Here is a 14,577-nt window from a genome sequence, read left to right as displayed (position 1 = left end):
CTATGGAGAAGATCCCGGTGCGGAAAATCGCCAGGGTGCTCTATGTCCTGGTGTTGGTTACGTTGGCCTGCAATTTGATCGCTTTGTTTTTGGTTCCCACTTTCGTGGCGATGAAGGGAAATCTGTTTGAGCTCCTGGACATATGGCATGACCCGCAGGACCCGGTCAATCCTCTGGTTGTCATGCTCCTCATGTGGCCCAACATGATTTTGAGGGAAAATATTGCTTATGAGCAGGTTCTGACCCTGTTCCTCCTCTTCTCCGGCTGCTGCACCGCCGTCATCCTCTGGCAGGCCCGGCGGGTGCTGCAAACCATCCTCCGGGGGGAGCCCTTCGCGGCGTCGAACGCCGTCAGCCTTCGGCGGGCGGCGTGGGCGTGCTTCCTCATTGCCGGGGCGGCCTTGGCACGGGTGATTTTCAGCGTGTGTTACTATCGCTCGCCGCTTCCCCTGGCCAGCTACAACGCCCTCTTCGTGCCCATGTTCGCCATGGGAGGCCTTTTGTGCCTGGTCATGTCTGCCCTCTTCCGCCAGGCGGCGGAGCTGAAGGCGGAGAACGACCTGACGATTTGAGGTGGGGCCATGATCGTTGTGAATCTGGACGTGATGATGGCCAGGCGGAAAATGAGCCTCTCCCAGCTCTCGGAGAAGGTGGACATTACGCTTGCGAACCTGTCGGTATTGAAAAACAACAAGGCCAAGGCGGTCCGCTTCTCCACCCTGGAGGCGGTCTGCGCCGCCCTGGACTGCCAGCCGGGGGACATTTTGGAGTACGTCCCGGATGAAACCGGCGGCGCGGAATAAAGGAAAACTGTCCGCTTGAGGCGGACAAGCGGATAGGAGAATTTCATATGGATGAGCTGAAAAACGCCCTTCCGTCGGAAGGGTCCCTTGTGTGCGCCCAAAAACGGAAATTGCCGGAGGAATCCATGGCCCGGTACCGGCGGAATCTTCTGCTGACCCTGGGATTCTGTCTTCTCCTGGCGGACGCGCTGAACTGGCCCTGGGGCATGGGGAATACCGTGACGGTCTTTGCCTGGTATCTCCTGCTGGCGCTGGCCGTGGGGCGGGAGGAGCTGTTCCGCCGCCGGGAAAGCCGGGTGCTGCTGGGGGTGAATCTGGCCCTGGCGTCCACGTTCGCCCTGACCTCAAACCCTCTTTTTCGCTGGTGGAATTTCCTGGCGCTGGCGGCCCTGGTCCCCCTTCACGCCGTGTCCGGCCTGGGGAGCCGCCCCTGGTGGGACCCCAGGATGCCGCCGGAGCGGTGCAGGCTGTTTTTCCAGGGCCTGTTCGGGAATTTGTGGGCCTGTTTCGCGGCGGCGGTTCCCGCGGAACGGAAGACGGAAAAGCGGGACGGCCGGACGCTGACCATCGTCCTGGGGCTCTGCGGGGCGGTGGCCCTGGTGTCCTTCCTGATCCCGGTGCTGGTCTCGGCGGACGCCCTGTTTGCCGCGTCGCTGGAGCGGCTGAACTGGAATTTTCAATTCCGGATGCTCCATTTCGGGGACCTGTTCCAGCGGCTGTTCTGGGCCCTGGCGTTCACGCCTTTTGTCTTCAGCCTGCTCTACGCCATGGCCCATCCCAAACGGCTGTGCCCGGCGGAGGAGAAGAAGGGCCTCCGGGTGGACGCCCTGGGTTTTGTGCTGGCCCTGGCGGCGGTGGATGGATTGTACCTGGCCTTCCTGGCGGTGCAGTCCGCCGGGCTTTTCGGCGGGCCGGAGTACGTGGAGAGCCTGGGGGTCAGCTATGCCGAGTGGGCCCGGAGCGGTTTTTTCCAGATGGTGGGCGTGACGGTGCTGAACCTGAGCCTGACGCTGGCGTCCCTGTGCCTCTCCCGGCGGGAGGGGCGGGCCTGGAGGGCCCTGCGGCAGCTGTGCGGGCTGCTGGCGGGGGAGAGCTTGATCCTGCTGGCCTCGGCGGCCTGGAAGATGACGCTGTACGTCTCCGCTTACGGCCTGAGCTTCAAGCGCTGTATGACCTATTGGGGCATGATTATGATGGCCCTGTTTCTTCTGGCGGGGCTGTGGAAGGCCCTGAGGCCGGACTTTCGGTTTTGCAAGTGGGCCTTTCCCGTGGCCCTGGCGGGGTGGCTGGTTATCAACTGCGTGCCGGTGGACTATCTGGTGGCGAAAAACCAAGTGGACCGCTATTTGAAGGGGGAGAGTCCCACAGTGAGCATAAATTATTTGGCATGGCTTTCCTTTGACACGCTGTCCCAGCTGGAGCGGCTGGACGGAAGCCGCCTTGTCTCCGACTATGACGGGAATTGGGATTATCACAAGACCACCTTGTCGGAGGAACTAAACAGCCGCCGGGTTTCCGCATGGGCCCAGTGCCGCGATTGGCGCACCTGGTCCCTGTCGGCCTGCCTGGCGGCAGGAGGATTTCAGCCATGACGGCGGGCTTGTCTGATCGGAAAGGAGGAGAGCTACGAGAGGGACCCATCAGGGGTCCCTCTCGTTTTGAATAAACCCGCCGCAGCGGCCGATTTGGAGCTTGCTCCAAATCGTTGGCCCTTGGTTTGTCTCAAGACAAACCAAGGGCCAGCCTGGTGGAGAGGCTGGCCCTTGTCTTCACTGTCCCCCGCTGCGTGTTGGAAGATCCTCACGGACTTTCGCATCGGGAACGGACGGAGAAGCAAATTATTTGAGTACGGAAGCGGCGATGGCGTCGGCCAGCGCGTCGATCTCCGACTCGTTCTGGGGCTGGAGAGAGGACGTGACGGTCATCTCGTCGTCCAGAATCTCCATGTGCTTGAGCTGCTCGATCTCCTCCCGCATCAGCGCCCCGGACCGGGGAGCCCAGGAGCCGCTGCCCATGATGGCCACCGTGCGCTTCTGGAGGTTCAGCGCCTTCATGTCCATCAGGAAATTGTGCATCGGCGGGAAGATGCCGAGATTATAGGTGACGGAAGCCAGCACCAGATGGCTGTACTTGAATAGATCCGAAATCAGGTAGCTCACATGGGTGCTGGAGACATCGTAAAGCCGGGTGTTCGTCACGCCCCGGGCCGTCAGCTTGGCGGCCAGCACCTCGGCGGCGGCCTCGGTGTTGCCGTACATGGAGGCGTAGACGATCATGACGCCCTTTTCCTCCGGCTCGTAGGTGGCCCAGTGGGTGTATTTGTCGATGATATAGCCCAGGTCCTTCCGCCAGATGGGGCCGTGAAGGGGGCAGAGCATCTTGATGTTGTCCAGTCCCACGATGGTCGCCGCCTTGTTCAAAAGGGCCACCACCTGGGGGCCGTACTTGCCCACGATGTTGGTGTAGTAGCGCCGGGCGTCGTCAATCCACTCCCGGTCGAAGTCCACCTCGTCGGCGAACAGCTTCCCGTCCAGGGAGCGGAAGGAGCCGAAAGCGTCGGCGGAGAAGAGGACGCCGTTGGTGGTGTCGAAGGAGACCATGGCCTCCGGCCAGTGGACCATGGGGGCGTAGACAAAGGCGATGGTGTGCTTGCCGAAGCAGCGGCTGTCCCCCTCTTTTACCTCGTCGATCTGGTTGGGGTCCAGGGCGAAGCCGAACTGATTGAGGAGCGTCACCGCCTTGGGGGTGGTGATGATTTTCACCTTGGGCCAGCGGAGGAGGATTTCCTCAATGGAGGCGGCGTGATCCGGCTCTACGTGGTTGATGACCAGATAGTCCAGGGGACGGCCCGCCAGGACGGCCTTGACGTTGGTGATGAACTGGCGGCCCACCGCCCAGTCGGCGGTGTCGAAGAGGACGGTCTTCTCGTCCAGGAGCACGTAGGCGTTGTAGCTGACGCCATGGTACAGGGGATGGATATTTTCAAAGAGGGCCAGGCGGTGCTCGTCCGCGCCTACCCAGTAGAGATCGTCGGTGACTTGACGGTAGTTATACATAGATCTGCCTCCTTATTTTAAGTCCGGGGCCGTTAAACTTCGATCTCGATGAACGCGTCCACGCCCTCGCCGCAGTGGGGGCAGGTCCAGCCTTCCGGCAGGTCCTTGAAGGCGGTGCCGGGCTTGACCTCGTTTTCGGGGTCCCCGACAAGCACGTCGTACTCGTGGCCGCAGCCGTTGCAGATATAGAGCTTCCGGGGCGGGGTGACCTTCTTGGGCACCATCCGCTTCATCTTCACCATGGGCGGCGCGGGCTGCTTCTCCCCGGTGTCCAGGGCGGCGGTGAGCAGGGGCAGGATTTCCATGACATCCCCCACGATGCCGTAGTCGCAGTTTTTAAAGATTTTCGCGTTGGGGTTTTTGTTGATGGCCACAATGCAGGAGGCGTCCTTGATGCCCTTCAGGTGCTGAATCGCGCCGGAGATGCCGCAGGCAATGTAGAGGTTCCCCTTGAACTTCTGGCCGGACATGCCCACATAGCGGTTCAGGGGCACGTATTTCAGCGTCTCCGCCACGGGGCGGCTGGAGCCCACGGCGGCCCCGGCGGCTTTGGCCAGGTCCTCGATGAGCTTCATGTTTTTCTTCTCGCCGATGCCCTGCCCGGCGGAAACCACCCGCTCCGCCTGGGTGATGGGGGTGTCCATAGGAATGCCCACGGTGAAGTCGTGCCCGTCCTTCTTGAGGCTGGCAACCAGGGCCTCCACCTTCTCCTGGGCGGAGCCGTCCTTCCAGATCTGGCGCTTCCGCGCGCCGGTCTCCGGGCCGCGCTGCTGGGCGGGAGCGGAGGAGGCCTCCTTGGCGGCCTTGCCCAGAATGTGGGAGGCGATGACGACCCGCTGGATTTCGTTGGTGCCCTCATAGATGGTGGTGATCTTGGCGTCCCGGTAGAACCGTTCCACTTCCATGCCCTTGAGGTAGCCGCAGCCGCCGAAGATCTGGAGGGCGTCGTTGGTGACCTCCAGGGCGATGTCGGAGGCGTACTGCTTCGCCATGGCGGACTCCATGCCGTAGGGCACATGGGCCTGCTTCAGCTCGGCGGCGCTGTAGACCAGGAAGCGGGCGCAGCGGAGCTTGGTGGCCATGTCGGCGATTTTGAAGGCGATATTCTGCTGCTGGCAGATGGGCTTTCCAAACTGGATACGGTCCTTGGAATACTCCACCGCCGCCTCATAGGCCCCCTGGGCGATGCCCAGGGCCTGGGCCGCGATGCCGATGCGCCCGCCGTCCAGGGTGGACATGGCGATCTTGAAGCCCTGTCCCTCCTTGCCCAGGAGGTTTTCCTTGGGGACCTTGACGTTGTTGAAATTCAGCTGGCAGGTGGCGGAGGAGCGGATGCCCATTTTGTCATAGTGCTCCTCGAAGGTGAAGCCCTCCCAGCCCTTTTCCACGATAAAGGCGCTGATGCCCCGGGTGCCGATGCCGGGGGTGGTGACGGCGAAGACAACATAGGTGCTGGCCTCTCCGCCGTTGGTGATGAAGATTTTCTCGCCGTTTAGGAGGTAGTGGTCCCCCATGTCCTCGGCGGTGGTTTCGGTGCCGCCGGCGTCGGACCCGGCGTTGGGCTCCGTCAGGCCGAAGGCGCCGATTTTCCGCCCCGCGCACAGGTCCGGAAGGTATTTTTTCTTCTGCTCCTCATTGCCGAAGGCGGCAATGGGGTAGGTGCCCAGGGAGGTGTGGGCAGAGAGAATGACTCCCGCGCCGCCGTCTACCCGGGCCAGCTCCTCCACGGCGATGGCGTAGCTCAGGGCGTCGGACCCCGCGCCCTCGTACTCCGTGCCGTAGGGCAGGCCCATCAGGCCCAGCTCTCCCATCTTTTTCACCGCCTCTGTGGGGAAGCGGTTCTCCTTGTCCAGCATAAAGGCGATGGGTTTGATTTCGGCCTCCGCGAATTCCCGGACTTTCGCCCGGAGGTCCTCATGGGCCTGCGTGGTTTGATACAGCATGTTGGGTGCCTCCTTTTCCCGTAATGGTCAGTTGTGGCATATTGAGACGGATAAAACCTGGATACGCTAGAAAATATCACTCAGCGGCATGCGCTGAAGCTCCCGGTCCAGGGCCTCCTGGATGCGGCTGAGCTCCCGGCAGACGCCGCAGCCGCCACTGGGGAAGTTTTCGCACTGGTACCCCTCCCGCTGGCAGCGGTTCAAAAGGGGCGGCTCGCCGATGGACTGGAAGACGTCGTAAATGCTCAGCTCCTCGCAGGGGCGCTTGAGGAAATAGCCCCCGCTGACGCCCCGGCGGCTTTCCACAATGCCGGCGGCCAGGAGACGGTTCAGCAGCTTCAACGTGATGGCTTTTTGCATATTCTCCTGCCGGGCCACGGCGGCGGCGGAGAGCTGCCCATCCCGGTGCAGGGCCCGGAGGATGCGCAGGGCGTAATCCATCTCTCTTGTAACCAGCAAAAAACCACCTCGATTGCATGAATGGAAGGAAAAGGCCGTACGGCGTGTACAAGCCCAGCCACTTTATCATATTCTACATTTTCTGTTAATTATACCAGAGCCGTCGAAAATGTCAATATTCCCCGGAGGCGGGGCGGGACAAATTGGAAGATATAACAAAAAACACCAGCCGGTTTCGGCGAAAGCGACTGGCGTTTCAGCGGGTTTAGCGGTCCTCCCCCTGGCGGAGGCGGGCGGCCCGGAGGACGTTTTGCAGCAGGCAGGCCCGGGTCATGGGGCCCACGCCGCCGGGGACCGGGGTGAGGAAGCCCGCGACGGGCTCTACCGCCGGGAAATCCACGTCTCCGGTGAGCTTTCCGTCCGCCCGGCGGTTCATGGCCACGTCGACGACCGCCGCACCGGGCTTCACCATGTCCGCCGTCACAAGGCCCGGACGGCCTGCGGCGGCGATCAGGACGTCCGCCCGGCGGGTGAGGGCGGGGAGGTCCCTTGTCTTGGAGTGGCAGAGGATAACGGTGCCGTCCCGGGCGGTGAGAAGCTGGGCCAGGGGACGGCCCACCAAATGGCTCCGCCCGAGAATCACGCACAGGCGCCCCGGGATGGGGACGCCATAGGCGTCCAGAAGCTCCAGCACCCCGGCGGGGGTGCAGGGCAGGAAGCGGGGCTCCCCCAGGGCCAGAAGGCCGGTGTTCAAGGGGTGGAAGCAGTCCACGTCCTTTTCCGGGGAGAGGGCGTGGAGAACGGGCCGGGGGTCCAGGCCCTCCGGCAGGGGGAGCTGGACCAGGACGCCGTCCACATCTTCGTCCCGGTTCAGGGAGTCCACGAGGACCAGCAGGTCCTCCTGGGAGACGCTGGCCGGGAGGCGGTGGGTCCGGGTGCGGATGCCGCATTCGGCGCAGTCCCGCTCCTTGCCCCGGACGTAGATTTGCGACGCCGGGTCCTCTCCCGCCAGGACCACCGCCAGCATGGGGGGACGGACTAGGGCGGCGGCTTCCGCCCGAATCCGGGTTTTCAATTTGGCGGCCAGGGCCGCGCCGTCAAGCCTGACCGCCATCGCCGCCTCCTTCCGCCTCCCGGGAGGCCTCCTCCGCCTGGGCGGCGGCCTCGGCGGCCCGGCGGTTCACCAGCAGGTCCTCGGGGACGTGCCGCTTTATCTTGATCTCATAAAACAGCGCCAGAATGGAAACGAGTACCATGACGGCGCTCAGGGCCTGGGAGACCCGAATGGGCTGGCCGAAGAGGGTCCAGTCGAAGAGGTAGAGGCTGTCTGTCCGCAGCCCCTCGATCCAGGCCCGGCCCAGGCCGTACCAGAGGAAATAGAACCAGGTGTTCTCCCCGTCGAACCGGCGGCCCTTGGAGACTACGAAGAGAATGAGAAGCAGGCCGATGAGGTTCCAAAGGCTCTCATAGAAGAAGGTGGGATGGACCTCCACATATTGGTAAGCGCTGGTCCACACCCGCATCCGCCAGGGCAGATCCGTCAGGCCGCCGAAGGCCTCCCGGTTGATGAAATTGGCCCAGCGGCCGATGATCTGGCCCAGGAGCAGCCCCATCACCGCAAGGTCCGCCATGGCCCCGAAGGGAATCTTTTTAAATCGGGTGAAGAGGAAGGCCACCAGGGCCCCGGCGATGACGGTGCCGTAAATGGCGATGCCGCCGTCCCAGATGGCGACGGCCCGGCTCCAGTCCAAAACGCCGGAGTCGTCCCGGTAGAGGTCCAGGTAGAAAAGGACGTAATAGATCCGGGAGCCCAGGATGCAGCAGGGCACCGCCCAGAGCACGAAGTCCAGCACATGGTCCTCCGTCAGGCCGTAGCGCTTGGCCTGCCGCATGCACAGCAGCAGCCCCGCCAGGAAGCCCAGGGCCAGGATGATGCCGTACCAGTAGACGCCGTGGCCCACATGGATGGCGATGGGGTCCGGATTGAATTCCCAATCCCCGAAGAGGCCGGGGAAGCTGATGGGCATGGTTTTCAGCGCGGTCAGTTCAGGAGCGGACATATCAGGCCTCCTTGGGGACGATCTCGCTGAGAACCGCCCGGTCCGCCGTCATGTTGTCCCGGAGGAAATTCAGTATGTCCTCCTGGGTGACGGCGTCGAAGATCTGGGGGAAGCGGAAGGGGTCGAAGCCGCCGAAGCAGCCCTCGGTAAGGGAAACGGCGATGTTCTCAAAGGAGTTCAGCCCCCGAAGGCTGGAGCCGAAGCTGGAGCGGAGGGCCCGCTGGAAGTAGTCCTCGTCGAAGCCCTCCCGAATCAGGCGGTCCGCCTCTTTCTGGAGCTCATTGGCTACGGTTTGGGGCTCCTTGCTCTCGCCTCCGGCGTAGAGAAAGGCCACGCCGGGCATCTGCTCGAAGTCTCCGCCGAAGCTGGAATTGACGAGCCCCTGGCTGTAAAGCCGCTGGTACAGGGGGCTGGACTCGCCGAAGAGCAGGTCGCAGGCCAAGCTGCCCAGGATCAGGCGGCGGAGGCGCTCCTCCCCCTCCGGGACGGGGCGGCATTTCCAGCCCGCCAGGAACTGGGGGCTGGAGACCTCCATGGCCATGCGGGCCTCCTTGGCTCCCACGGCCTCGGGCTCGCTGCCGTAGTCCCTGGGAATCACGGGGCCGCCCTCTTTGGGCAGAATCCGGCGGGCAAGGTCCGACACCTTCACGGGGTCCACGTTTCCCACCACCGTCAAAATCATATTGGAGGGGGTGTAGAAGGCCTTGTGGCAGTCGTAAAGGGTTTCCGCCGTAATGCGGGAGATGCTTTCCACCGTGCCCGCGATGGAGGTCCGGGCGGTGGAGACGCTGTAGAGGGCCCGGAGCATCCGGGCGTAGATCTGCCAGTCGGGGTTGTCCTCGATCATGCTGATCTCCTGGGCGATGATGCCCTGCTCCTTGGCGACGCTCTCGTCGGTGAAGTAGGGAACGGAGACAAAGGACAGGAGGATCTCCAGGTTTTCGTCAAAGTGGCTGGTGGAATCGAAGTAGTAGCCGGTCATGGCGTTGGAGGTAAAGGCGTTGGGCTCCGCGCCGTTTTTGGCCAGTTCCTGGAGGGCGTTGCCCTCCTTGGTGTCAAACATCTTGTGTTCCAGGTAGTGGGCGATGCCGGCGGGGGTGTCCAGCCAACGGCCGTTCAGCTGGAAGCGAATGTCCATGCCGCCGTAGCGGGTGGCGAAAAAGGCGTACTTCTTGGCGTGGTCCGGCTTGGGAATCACGCAGATTTTCAGGCCGTTGGGCAGGGTTTCCCGGTAGATGGTCTCGCCCAGGCGCTCATAGTGGACGGGCTTCATGCCTCCGCCTCCTTTCCCTGAAGGAAGTATACGGTGTCCAGCTTCACCGTGCTCATGGCTTCAAAAATGCGCTCCGGGGCGACGGCGCGAATCTGCTCCGCCAGCATTTCCGGGGTCTCGTTCCGGCCGGTGGCGGCCTGGCCCAGGAAGAAGTTTTCCAGCTTCCCCTGGGAGTCTCCCATGGAGGCGTAGGCGTTGAGCAGGGTGCTCCGTGCGGCCTCCAGCTCCCAGGCCTCCAGCTCGCCCTTTTGGACGGCCTCCAGCTGGGTGAGTATCTCGCCGCAGGCCTTTTGATAGTTCTCGAACTCAATGCCCGAGGAGACGGTAATGAGGCCCTTTTGCCGGTGGTAGAGGGAGGAGGCGTAATAGCAGAGGGACAGCTTCTCCCGGACGTTCAAAAAGAGCTTGGAGTTGCTGCTGCCGCCGAACAGGGTGTTGCCCAGCAGCATGGCGGCGGCGTCATCGCTGCCGCAGGAAAAGCCCATGCCCAGCTTGCCCTGGGTGACATCCAGCCGCTCGGTGATGAAGCGGGGCTCCTCGGGGAGGGCGTGGGGAGCAAGCTCCGGCAGGGGCACAAGGTCCTTCCGGGGCAGGTCCGCCAGGGCGGCGCGAAGGGCGTCCTCCACCCGGGAGCGCTCGGCGCTGCCGCTGTAGAAGATTTCCAGCCGGGAGGTGGAAATGAGGTCCCGGTAGGCGTCGAAAAGCAGCTGGGGATGGAGGGCGGCGGAAATCTGCTCGTTGCCGAGGCGGGGCACGCCGTAAGGCTCGCCGGTACACATCTCCTGGAGGAGGCGGCTGTCGGCGTATGACCGCTTGTCGTTCAAAATGCTGCGGATGGCGTCGATAAGGTTGGTTTTCTCGCTCTCGAAGTACTCCTCCAGGAAGAGCCCGTCCCGGGTGACGGGCCGGCAGATGAGCTCTCCCAGCAGGGCGGCGGCGGGCTCCAGCAGGCGTTCGCCGCCGGGGGCGAAGCAGTCGTCGATGAGGCTGGCCACAAAGCCCACGCACTGGGCCTCGCCTTTTTTGCGGACGGTATAGTCGATCCGGGCGCCATAGAGCTGGTCCAGGCGGGCGGCAAGGGCCCCCATGTCCGGGCAGGAGGCGGTGCCCCGGCGGAGGATGGCGGCGAGCAGCGCGTTGGCGGAGGCGGTCTCCCACCGCAGAGGGACCACGAATTGGGCGGAGAGAAGGTTTGTCTTGAATTTCTTCGCCGGGAGATGCGTGAGGAACACGCCGCCGGCGAGTTGCGTTCTGGTCACTAGGTTCAGCTCCTTTTGTGGAATCGGGTGGTTGCAAAGGCTGTTATTCGTTTCCAAGTATATACTGAATGGAGCGGGATTGCAAGACTGACATATTTCCCGCCCGCCGGACATAGGTTGTCCCAGAGGTGAGCGGATATGAAACAAAAGAAATCTCTGCGGAGCGCCCTCCGGCGGCTGGAGGCGGCTCTTCTGGCGGCGGGAACGCTGTGGATTGCCGCTGTCACCGCCGGAAGCGACACCGCGGCGGCGGCGGTCTCGGCCCTGGCGGCGGCTTTGCCGGAGCGGGCGCTGCGCTGGGAGCTGGGGGATTTGGGGACCGGAGACGGCCTGTCCCCGGCGGCGGCGCTGACCATCGGGGAGTCCTCCCTGCTGCTGTCGGCGCGGGGGGACGTGGCGGAGCTCCAGGCCCTGGAACGGCAGGAGCAGCCGGAGGAGGACGGGGAGACGCAGGCCCCCATTGTGATGCCGGTGGAGGAGACTCCGGTGGAGCCGGCGGCCCCCATTGCGGCGGACAACGGCGTCCCCGCCAAGACGCTGATTCCCACGGACCCCAGCGGCTACACCGTCTGCGGACGGGTGTACGTCAGCAATTCCACAGAGCATGCCCTCTCTGTTTCCGAGCTGCAGGCGCCCTTCGCGGCGGCTCTGGGAGAGGAGGGACCCCAGGTATTGATTTTACATACCCACGGCAGCGAGGCCTATACCCCCGTTCCGGGGACGGAAATCGTCTGGTCCGGGGACTACCGGACCACGGATTACCGCTGCAATGTGGTGAGGGTGGGGGACGAGATGGCGGAGGTTCTGGGGGAGGCGGGGATCTCCGTCCTTCACGACCGGACGCTGTACGACTACCCCAACTACACCGGGGCCTATGACCGGGCGCTGGAGGCGATCCGGAAGTATTTGGAGAAGTATCCCTCCATCCGTTTCGTCCTGGACGTCCACCGGGACGCCATTGAGGACGGGCAGGGGAACCAGCACAAGGTGGTTTCCGAGCTGGGGGACCAGGGAACCGCCGCCCAGATGTCCCTGGTGATGGGCAGCGACGGCAGCGGCTTGGAGCATCCGCTCTGGCTGGAAAACCTGCGTCTGGCGGCGGCGGTGCAGCAGGACGTGCTGGAGCACTATCCCACGCTGATGCGCCCGGTGCTGCTGCGGAACTCCCGGTATAACCAGCACGCCACCACCGGGTCGCTGCTGCTGGAGGTGGGGGCCGCCGGGAACTCCCCGGAGGAGGCGGTGCTGGCGGGGCGGCTCTTCGCGGAGCGGTTCGCGGCGGTGCTGCTGGAGAAAAGGGACGGCGCGGAATCTGCGGAACCCCCGGAAAGCGGGGAAGGCCCGGAAGAGGAGGGCGGCAGGGAGGCGGCTTCGTAAGAGGCCGTCTCTTTTTGTAAATTTTTCCGCCGCGCATGAAACCGCCGAAATCAGGGACCCTAAAACCACCCAACGATTTGAACGCAAAAGGAGTGAGCCCATTTGGAAACGGGAATCCACAACACCTCCGAGATCGGGCGGCTGAAAAAGGTCCTGCTCCACCGCCCGGGCCAAGAGCTGGAAAACCTGATGCCGGAGTATCTGGAGCGGCTTTTGTTCGATGACATCCCCTATCTCCGGGAGGCCCAGAAGGAGCACGACGCCTTTGCCGAGTGTCTGCGCCAGCAGGGCGTGGAAGTGGTTTACCTCACGGACCTGGTGGTGAATTCCATTACCAGCGACGAGGTCCGCAAGGAGCTGGTGATGCAGTTCCTGGACGAGGCGGGCGTCAAGGACCAGCGGAGCCGGGTGCTCCTGGGGGAGTACCTGGGGAAGATGCCGGACAAGCAGATGGTCTCCACTATGATGGCCGGCGTGCGGAAAAGCCAGCTCCAGGGCGAGAGCGAGAAGCTGGCGGACCTCTTATCCGCCGCCGGGGACGGGTATCCCTTCGTGGTGGACCCCATGCCGAACCTCTATTTTACCCGGGACCCCTTCGCCACCATCGGCACCGGCGTGTCCATCCACAAGATGCTGACGGAGACGAGAAACCGGGAAACCCTCTTCGGCAAATTTATCTTCGAGCATAACCCGGAGTATATGCACGCCCCCCGGTGGTACGACCGGGGCGAGACCTCCTCTCTGGAGGGCGGGGATATTTTAATTCTCAGCCCCCAGGTGCTGGGGGTGGGCATCTCCCAGCGGACCAAGGGGGACTCCATCGACACCCTGGCGGAGGCGGTGCTGACCTACAGCCGGACGAACTTTAAGAAGATTCTGGCCTTCAACATCCCCAAGAGCCGGTCCTTCATGCACCTGGACACGGTGTTTACCATGGTGGACCGGGACAAGTTCACGGTGCATCCCAACATCCTTTCCAGCATTACGGTGTTTGTCATGGAGCTGGACGAGAACAAAAAGATGAAGATCACCCAGGAGGACGGCCGTTTGGAGGACATCCTCAAAGAGCACCTGGGGCTGGACCATGTGACCCTTATCGAATGCGGCCGGGGCAGCGAGGTGGACGCGGCCCGGGAGCAGTGGAACGACGGAAGCAACACCCTGGCCATCGCCCCCGGCGAGGTGGTGGTGTATTCTCGAAACTACGTGACGAACCGCTCCCTGGAGGAGGCGGGGATTAAGGTGCACACCATTCCCAGCGCGGAGCTGAGCCGCGGGCGCGGCGGGCCCCGGTGCATGAGCATGCCGCTCTGGCGGGAGGACCCGTAAGGTTCCCCCGCCCGAAGGGCGAGTACAATCCCCCCTTTTCAGGGGGAACCAGAAAAGGAAGGTAACACAACATGGCATTGAATTTAAAAGGCCGCAGCTTTTTAACCCTGGAGGATTTCACCCCCGGCGAAATCCGCTATCTATTGGACCTGGGCCACGACCTGAAGGCCAAGCGCCGCGCCGGCGTCTGTGAGCCCGCCCTGAAGGGCAAGCACATCGTGCTGCTCTTCGAAAAGACCTCCACCCGGACCCGGTGCTCTTTTGAGGTTGCCGCCACCCAGGAGGGCGCCCATGTCACCTATCTGGACGCGGGCAGCTCCCAGATGGGCAAGAAGGAGTCCCTGGAGGATTCCGCCAAAGTGCTGGGCCGCTTCTTCGACGGCATCGAGTACCGGGGCTATGCCCAGCAGGTGGTGGAGGACCTGGCGAAATGGTCCGGCGTTCCCGTGTGGAACGGCCTCACCGACTGGGACCACCCCACCCAGATCCTCGCCGACATGATGACCCTGGAAGAGCACTGCGCCAAGCCCCTGAACAAGATGAAGGTGGTCTTCCCTGGCGACGTGCGGAACAACATGTGCTACGCCTGGATGATGGGCGCGGCCAAAATGGGCATGCACTTCGTGGGCCTGGGGCCCCAGGAGCTGGCCCAGCAGATGGACCAGGAGCTGGTGAAGCGGGTCTTCGCCGAGGCCAGGCAGAACGGCGGTCTCATTGAGATCACCGACGACATGGGCTCTTTGAAGGGCGCGGACATGATCTACGGCGACATCTGGGCCTCTATGGGCGAGGAGGAGCTGATCCCCAAGCGGGCGGAGCTGCTCTCCCCCTTCCGGGTGACGGAGGAGACCATGAAGGCCACGGGGAACCCGGATGTGCTCTATATGCACTGCCTGCCCTCCTTCCACGACTTTGAGACGAAGCTTGCCAAGGAGTGGAAGGACAAGGGCGTGGACATCCGGGAGGTCACCGACGAGGTCTTCCGGGGCCGCCACAGCGTGGTCTTCGACGAGGCCGAAAACCGGATGCACTCCATTAAGGCCGTCCTGGTGGCCACCATCGGAAAATAAAGGGGGAG

At 63.3% G+C, this 14,577-nt stretch carries 13 protein-coding genes; 6 read left to right on the top strand and 7 right to left on the bottom strand.

Going from position 1 to position 14,577, the window contains the following annotated elements; translation table 11 throughout:
* Positions 1-2: 2 nt before the first annotated feature.
* From Q1M04_RS04755 to Q1M04_RS04745, 3 genes are read left to right on the top strand one after another with little or no spacing between them, the layout of a single operon-like run.
* Positions 3-572, top strand: a complete 570-nt coding sequence (locus Q1M04_RS04755; protein ID WP_297997303.1) for a DUF2975 domain-containing protein — start codon at positions 3-5, stop codon at positions 570-572.
* Between the two features lie 9 nt (positions 573-581).
* Positions 582-803 carry a helix-turn-helix transcriptional regulator gene (locus Q1M04_RS04750; protein ID WP_204789795.1) on the top strand — a complete coding sequence of 74 codons (222 nt, stop codon included), beginning with the start codon at positions 582-584 and terminating at the stop codon, positions 801-803.
* Between the two features lie 47 nt (positions 804-850).
* Complete coding sequence (locus Q1M04_RS04745) at positions 851-2,395, top strand: DUF4153 domain-containing protein (RefSeq protein WP_297997305.1); 1,545 nt, start codon at positions 851-853, stop codon at positions 2,393-2,395.
* A gap of 246 nt (positions 2,396-2,641) precedes the next feature.
* On the opposite strand, the gene Q1M04_RS04740 is transcribed toward Q1M04_RS04745, so the two are convergent.
* The 7 genes from Q1M04_RS04740 to Q1M04_RS04710 form a co-directional block, all read right to left on the bottom strand.
* The gene (locus Q1M04_RS04740; protein ID WP_295758250.1) at positions 2,642-3,859 is read right to left on the bottom strand and encodes an FprA family A-type flavoprotein; all 1,218 of its coding nucleotides are present in this window, start codon (positions 3,857-3,859) and stop codon (positions 2,642-2,644) included.
* Between the two features lie 32 nt (positions 3,860-3,891).
* On the bottom strand, positions 3,892-5,802 hold the full coding sequence (locus Q1M04_RS04735; RefSeq protein ID WP_297997306.1) for an acyl-CoA dehydrogenase family protein: 1,911 nt from the start codon (positions 5,800-5,802) through the stop codon (positions 3,892-3,894).
* Positions 5,803-5,868: 66 nt separating this feature from the next.
* The gene (locus tag Q1M04_RS04730; protein WP_297997308.1) at positions 5,869-6,261 is read right to left on the bottom strand and encodes an Rrf2 family transcriptional regulator; all 393 of its coding nucleotides are present in this window, start codon (positions 6,259-6,261) and stop codon (positions 5,869-5,871) included.
* 205 nt (positions 6,262-6,466) lie between these two features.
* Positions 6,467-7,315, bottom strand: a complete 849-nt coding sequence (locus Q1M04_RS04725) for a bifunctional 5,10-methylenetetrahydrofolate dehydrogenase/5,10-methenyltetrahydrofolate cyclohydrolase (protein ID WP_297997310.1) — start codon at positions 7,313-7,315, stop codon at positions 6,467-6,469.
* Entirely contained in the window at positions 7,299-8,261 is a 963-nt protein-coding gene (gene lgt, locus Q1M04_RS04720; RefSeq protein ID WP_297997313.1) for a prolipoprotein diacylglyceryl transferase, read from the bottom strand. The genes Q1M04_RS04725 and lgt overlap by 17 nt, the downstream gene beginning before the upstream one ends.
* A 1-nt stretch (position 8,262) precedes the next feature.
* Positions 8,263-9,534, bottom strand: coding sequence for an EF-P 5-aminopentanol modification-associated protein YfmH (locus Q1M04_RS04715; protein ID WP_297997315.1), 1,272 nt, complete (start codon positions 9,532-9,534; stop codon positions 8,263-8,265).
* Positions 9,531-10,793, bottom strand: a complete 1,263-nt coding sequence (locus Q1M04_RS04710; protein WP_297997317.1) for an EF-P 5-aminopentanol modification-associated protein YfmF — start codon at positions 10,791-10,793, stop codon at positions 9,531-9,533. The genes Q1M04_RS04715 and Q1M04_RS04710 overlap by 4 nt, the downstream gene beginning before the upstream one ends.
* A 138-nt stretch (positions 10,794-10,931) precedes the next feature.
* On the opposite strand from Q1M04_RS04710, the gene spoIIP reads away from it, so the two are divergent.
* The 3 genes from spoIIP to argF all read left to right on the top strand — a co-directional run bounded on the left by spoIIP (position 10,932) and on the right by argF (position 14,569).
* The gene (gene spoIIP, locus Q1M04_RS04705; protein ID WP_297997319.1) at positions 10,932-12,170 is read left to right on the top strand and encodes a stage II sporulation protein P; all 1,239 of its coding nucleotides are present in this window, start codon (positions 10,932-10,934) and stop codon (positions 12,168-12,170) included.
* A gap of 102 nt (positions 12,171-12,272) precedes the next feature.
* Complete coding sequence (gene arcA / locus Q1M04_RS04700; protein WP_297294491.1) at positions 12,273-13,499, top strand: arginine deiminase; 1,227 nt, start codon at positions 12,273-12,275, stop codon at positions 13,497-13,499.
* Between the two features lie 71 nt (positions 13,500-13,570).
* Positions 13,571-14,569 (top strand): ornithine carbamoyltransferase, encoded by a 999-nt coding sequence (gene argF / locus Q1M04_RS04695; RefSeq protein WP_297294492.1) that lies wholly within the window; start codon positions 13,571-13,573, stop codon positions 14,567-14,569.
* Positions 14,570-14,577: the final 8 nt, after the last annotated feature.

Source organism: uncultured Oscillibacter sp., from assembly GCF_950073225.1.
Lineage (GTDB): Bacteria > Bacillota > Clostridia > Oscillospirales > Oscillospiraceae > Oscillibacter.
This window is presented reverse-complemented; position numbering and strand designations above follow the sequence as displayed.

Coding starts and splice junctions, on each gene's coding strand:
- Q1M04_RS04755 (WP_297997303.1), top strand. CDS start 3: ATGGAGAAGATCCCGGTGCGGAAAATCGCCAGGGTGCTCTATGTCCTG.
- Q1M04_RS04750 (WP_204789795.1), top strand. CDS start 582: ATGATCGTTGTGAATCTGGACGTGATGATGGCCAGGCGGAAAATGAGC.
- Q1M04_RS04745 (WP_297997305.1), top strand. CDS start 851: ATGGATGAGCTGAAAAACGCCCTTCCGTCGGAAGGGTCCCTTGTGTGC.
- Q1M04_RS04740 (WP_295758250.1), bottom strand. CDS start 3,859: ATGTATAACTACCGTCAAGTCACCGACGATCTCTACTGGGTAGGCGCG.
- Q1M04_RS04735 (WP_297997306.1), bottom strand. CDS start 5,802: ATGCTGTATCAAACCACGCAGGCCCATGAGGACCTCCGGGCGAAAGTC.
- Q1M04_RS04725 (WP_297997310.1), bottom strand. CDS start 7,315: ATGGCGGTCAGGCTTGACGGCGCGGCCCTGGCCGCCAAATTGAAAACC.
- lgt (WP_297997313.1), bottom strand. CDS start 8,261: ATGTCCGCTCCTGAACTGACCGCGCTGAAAACCATGCCCATCAGCTTC.
- Q1M04_RS04715 (WP_297997315.1), bottom strand. CDS start 9,534: ATGAAGCCCGTCCACTATGAGCGCCTGGGCGAGACCATCTACCGGGAA.
- spoIIP (WP_297997319.1), top strand. CDS start 10,932: ATGAAACAAAAGAAATCTCTGCGGAGCGCCCTCCGGCGGCTGGAGGCG.
- argF (WP_297294492.1), top strand. CDS start 13,571: ATGGCATTGAATTTAAAAGGCCGCAGCTTTTTAACCCTGGAGGATTTC.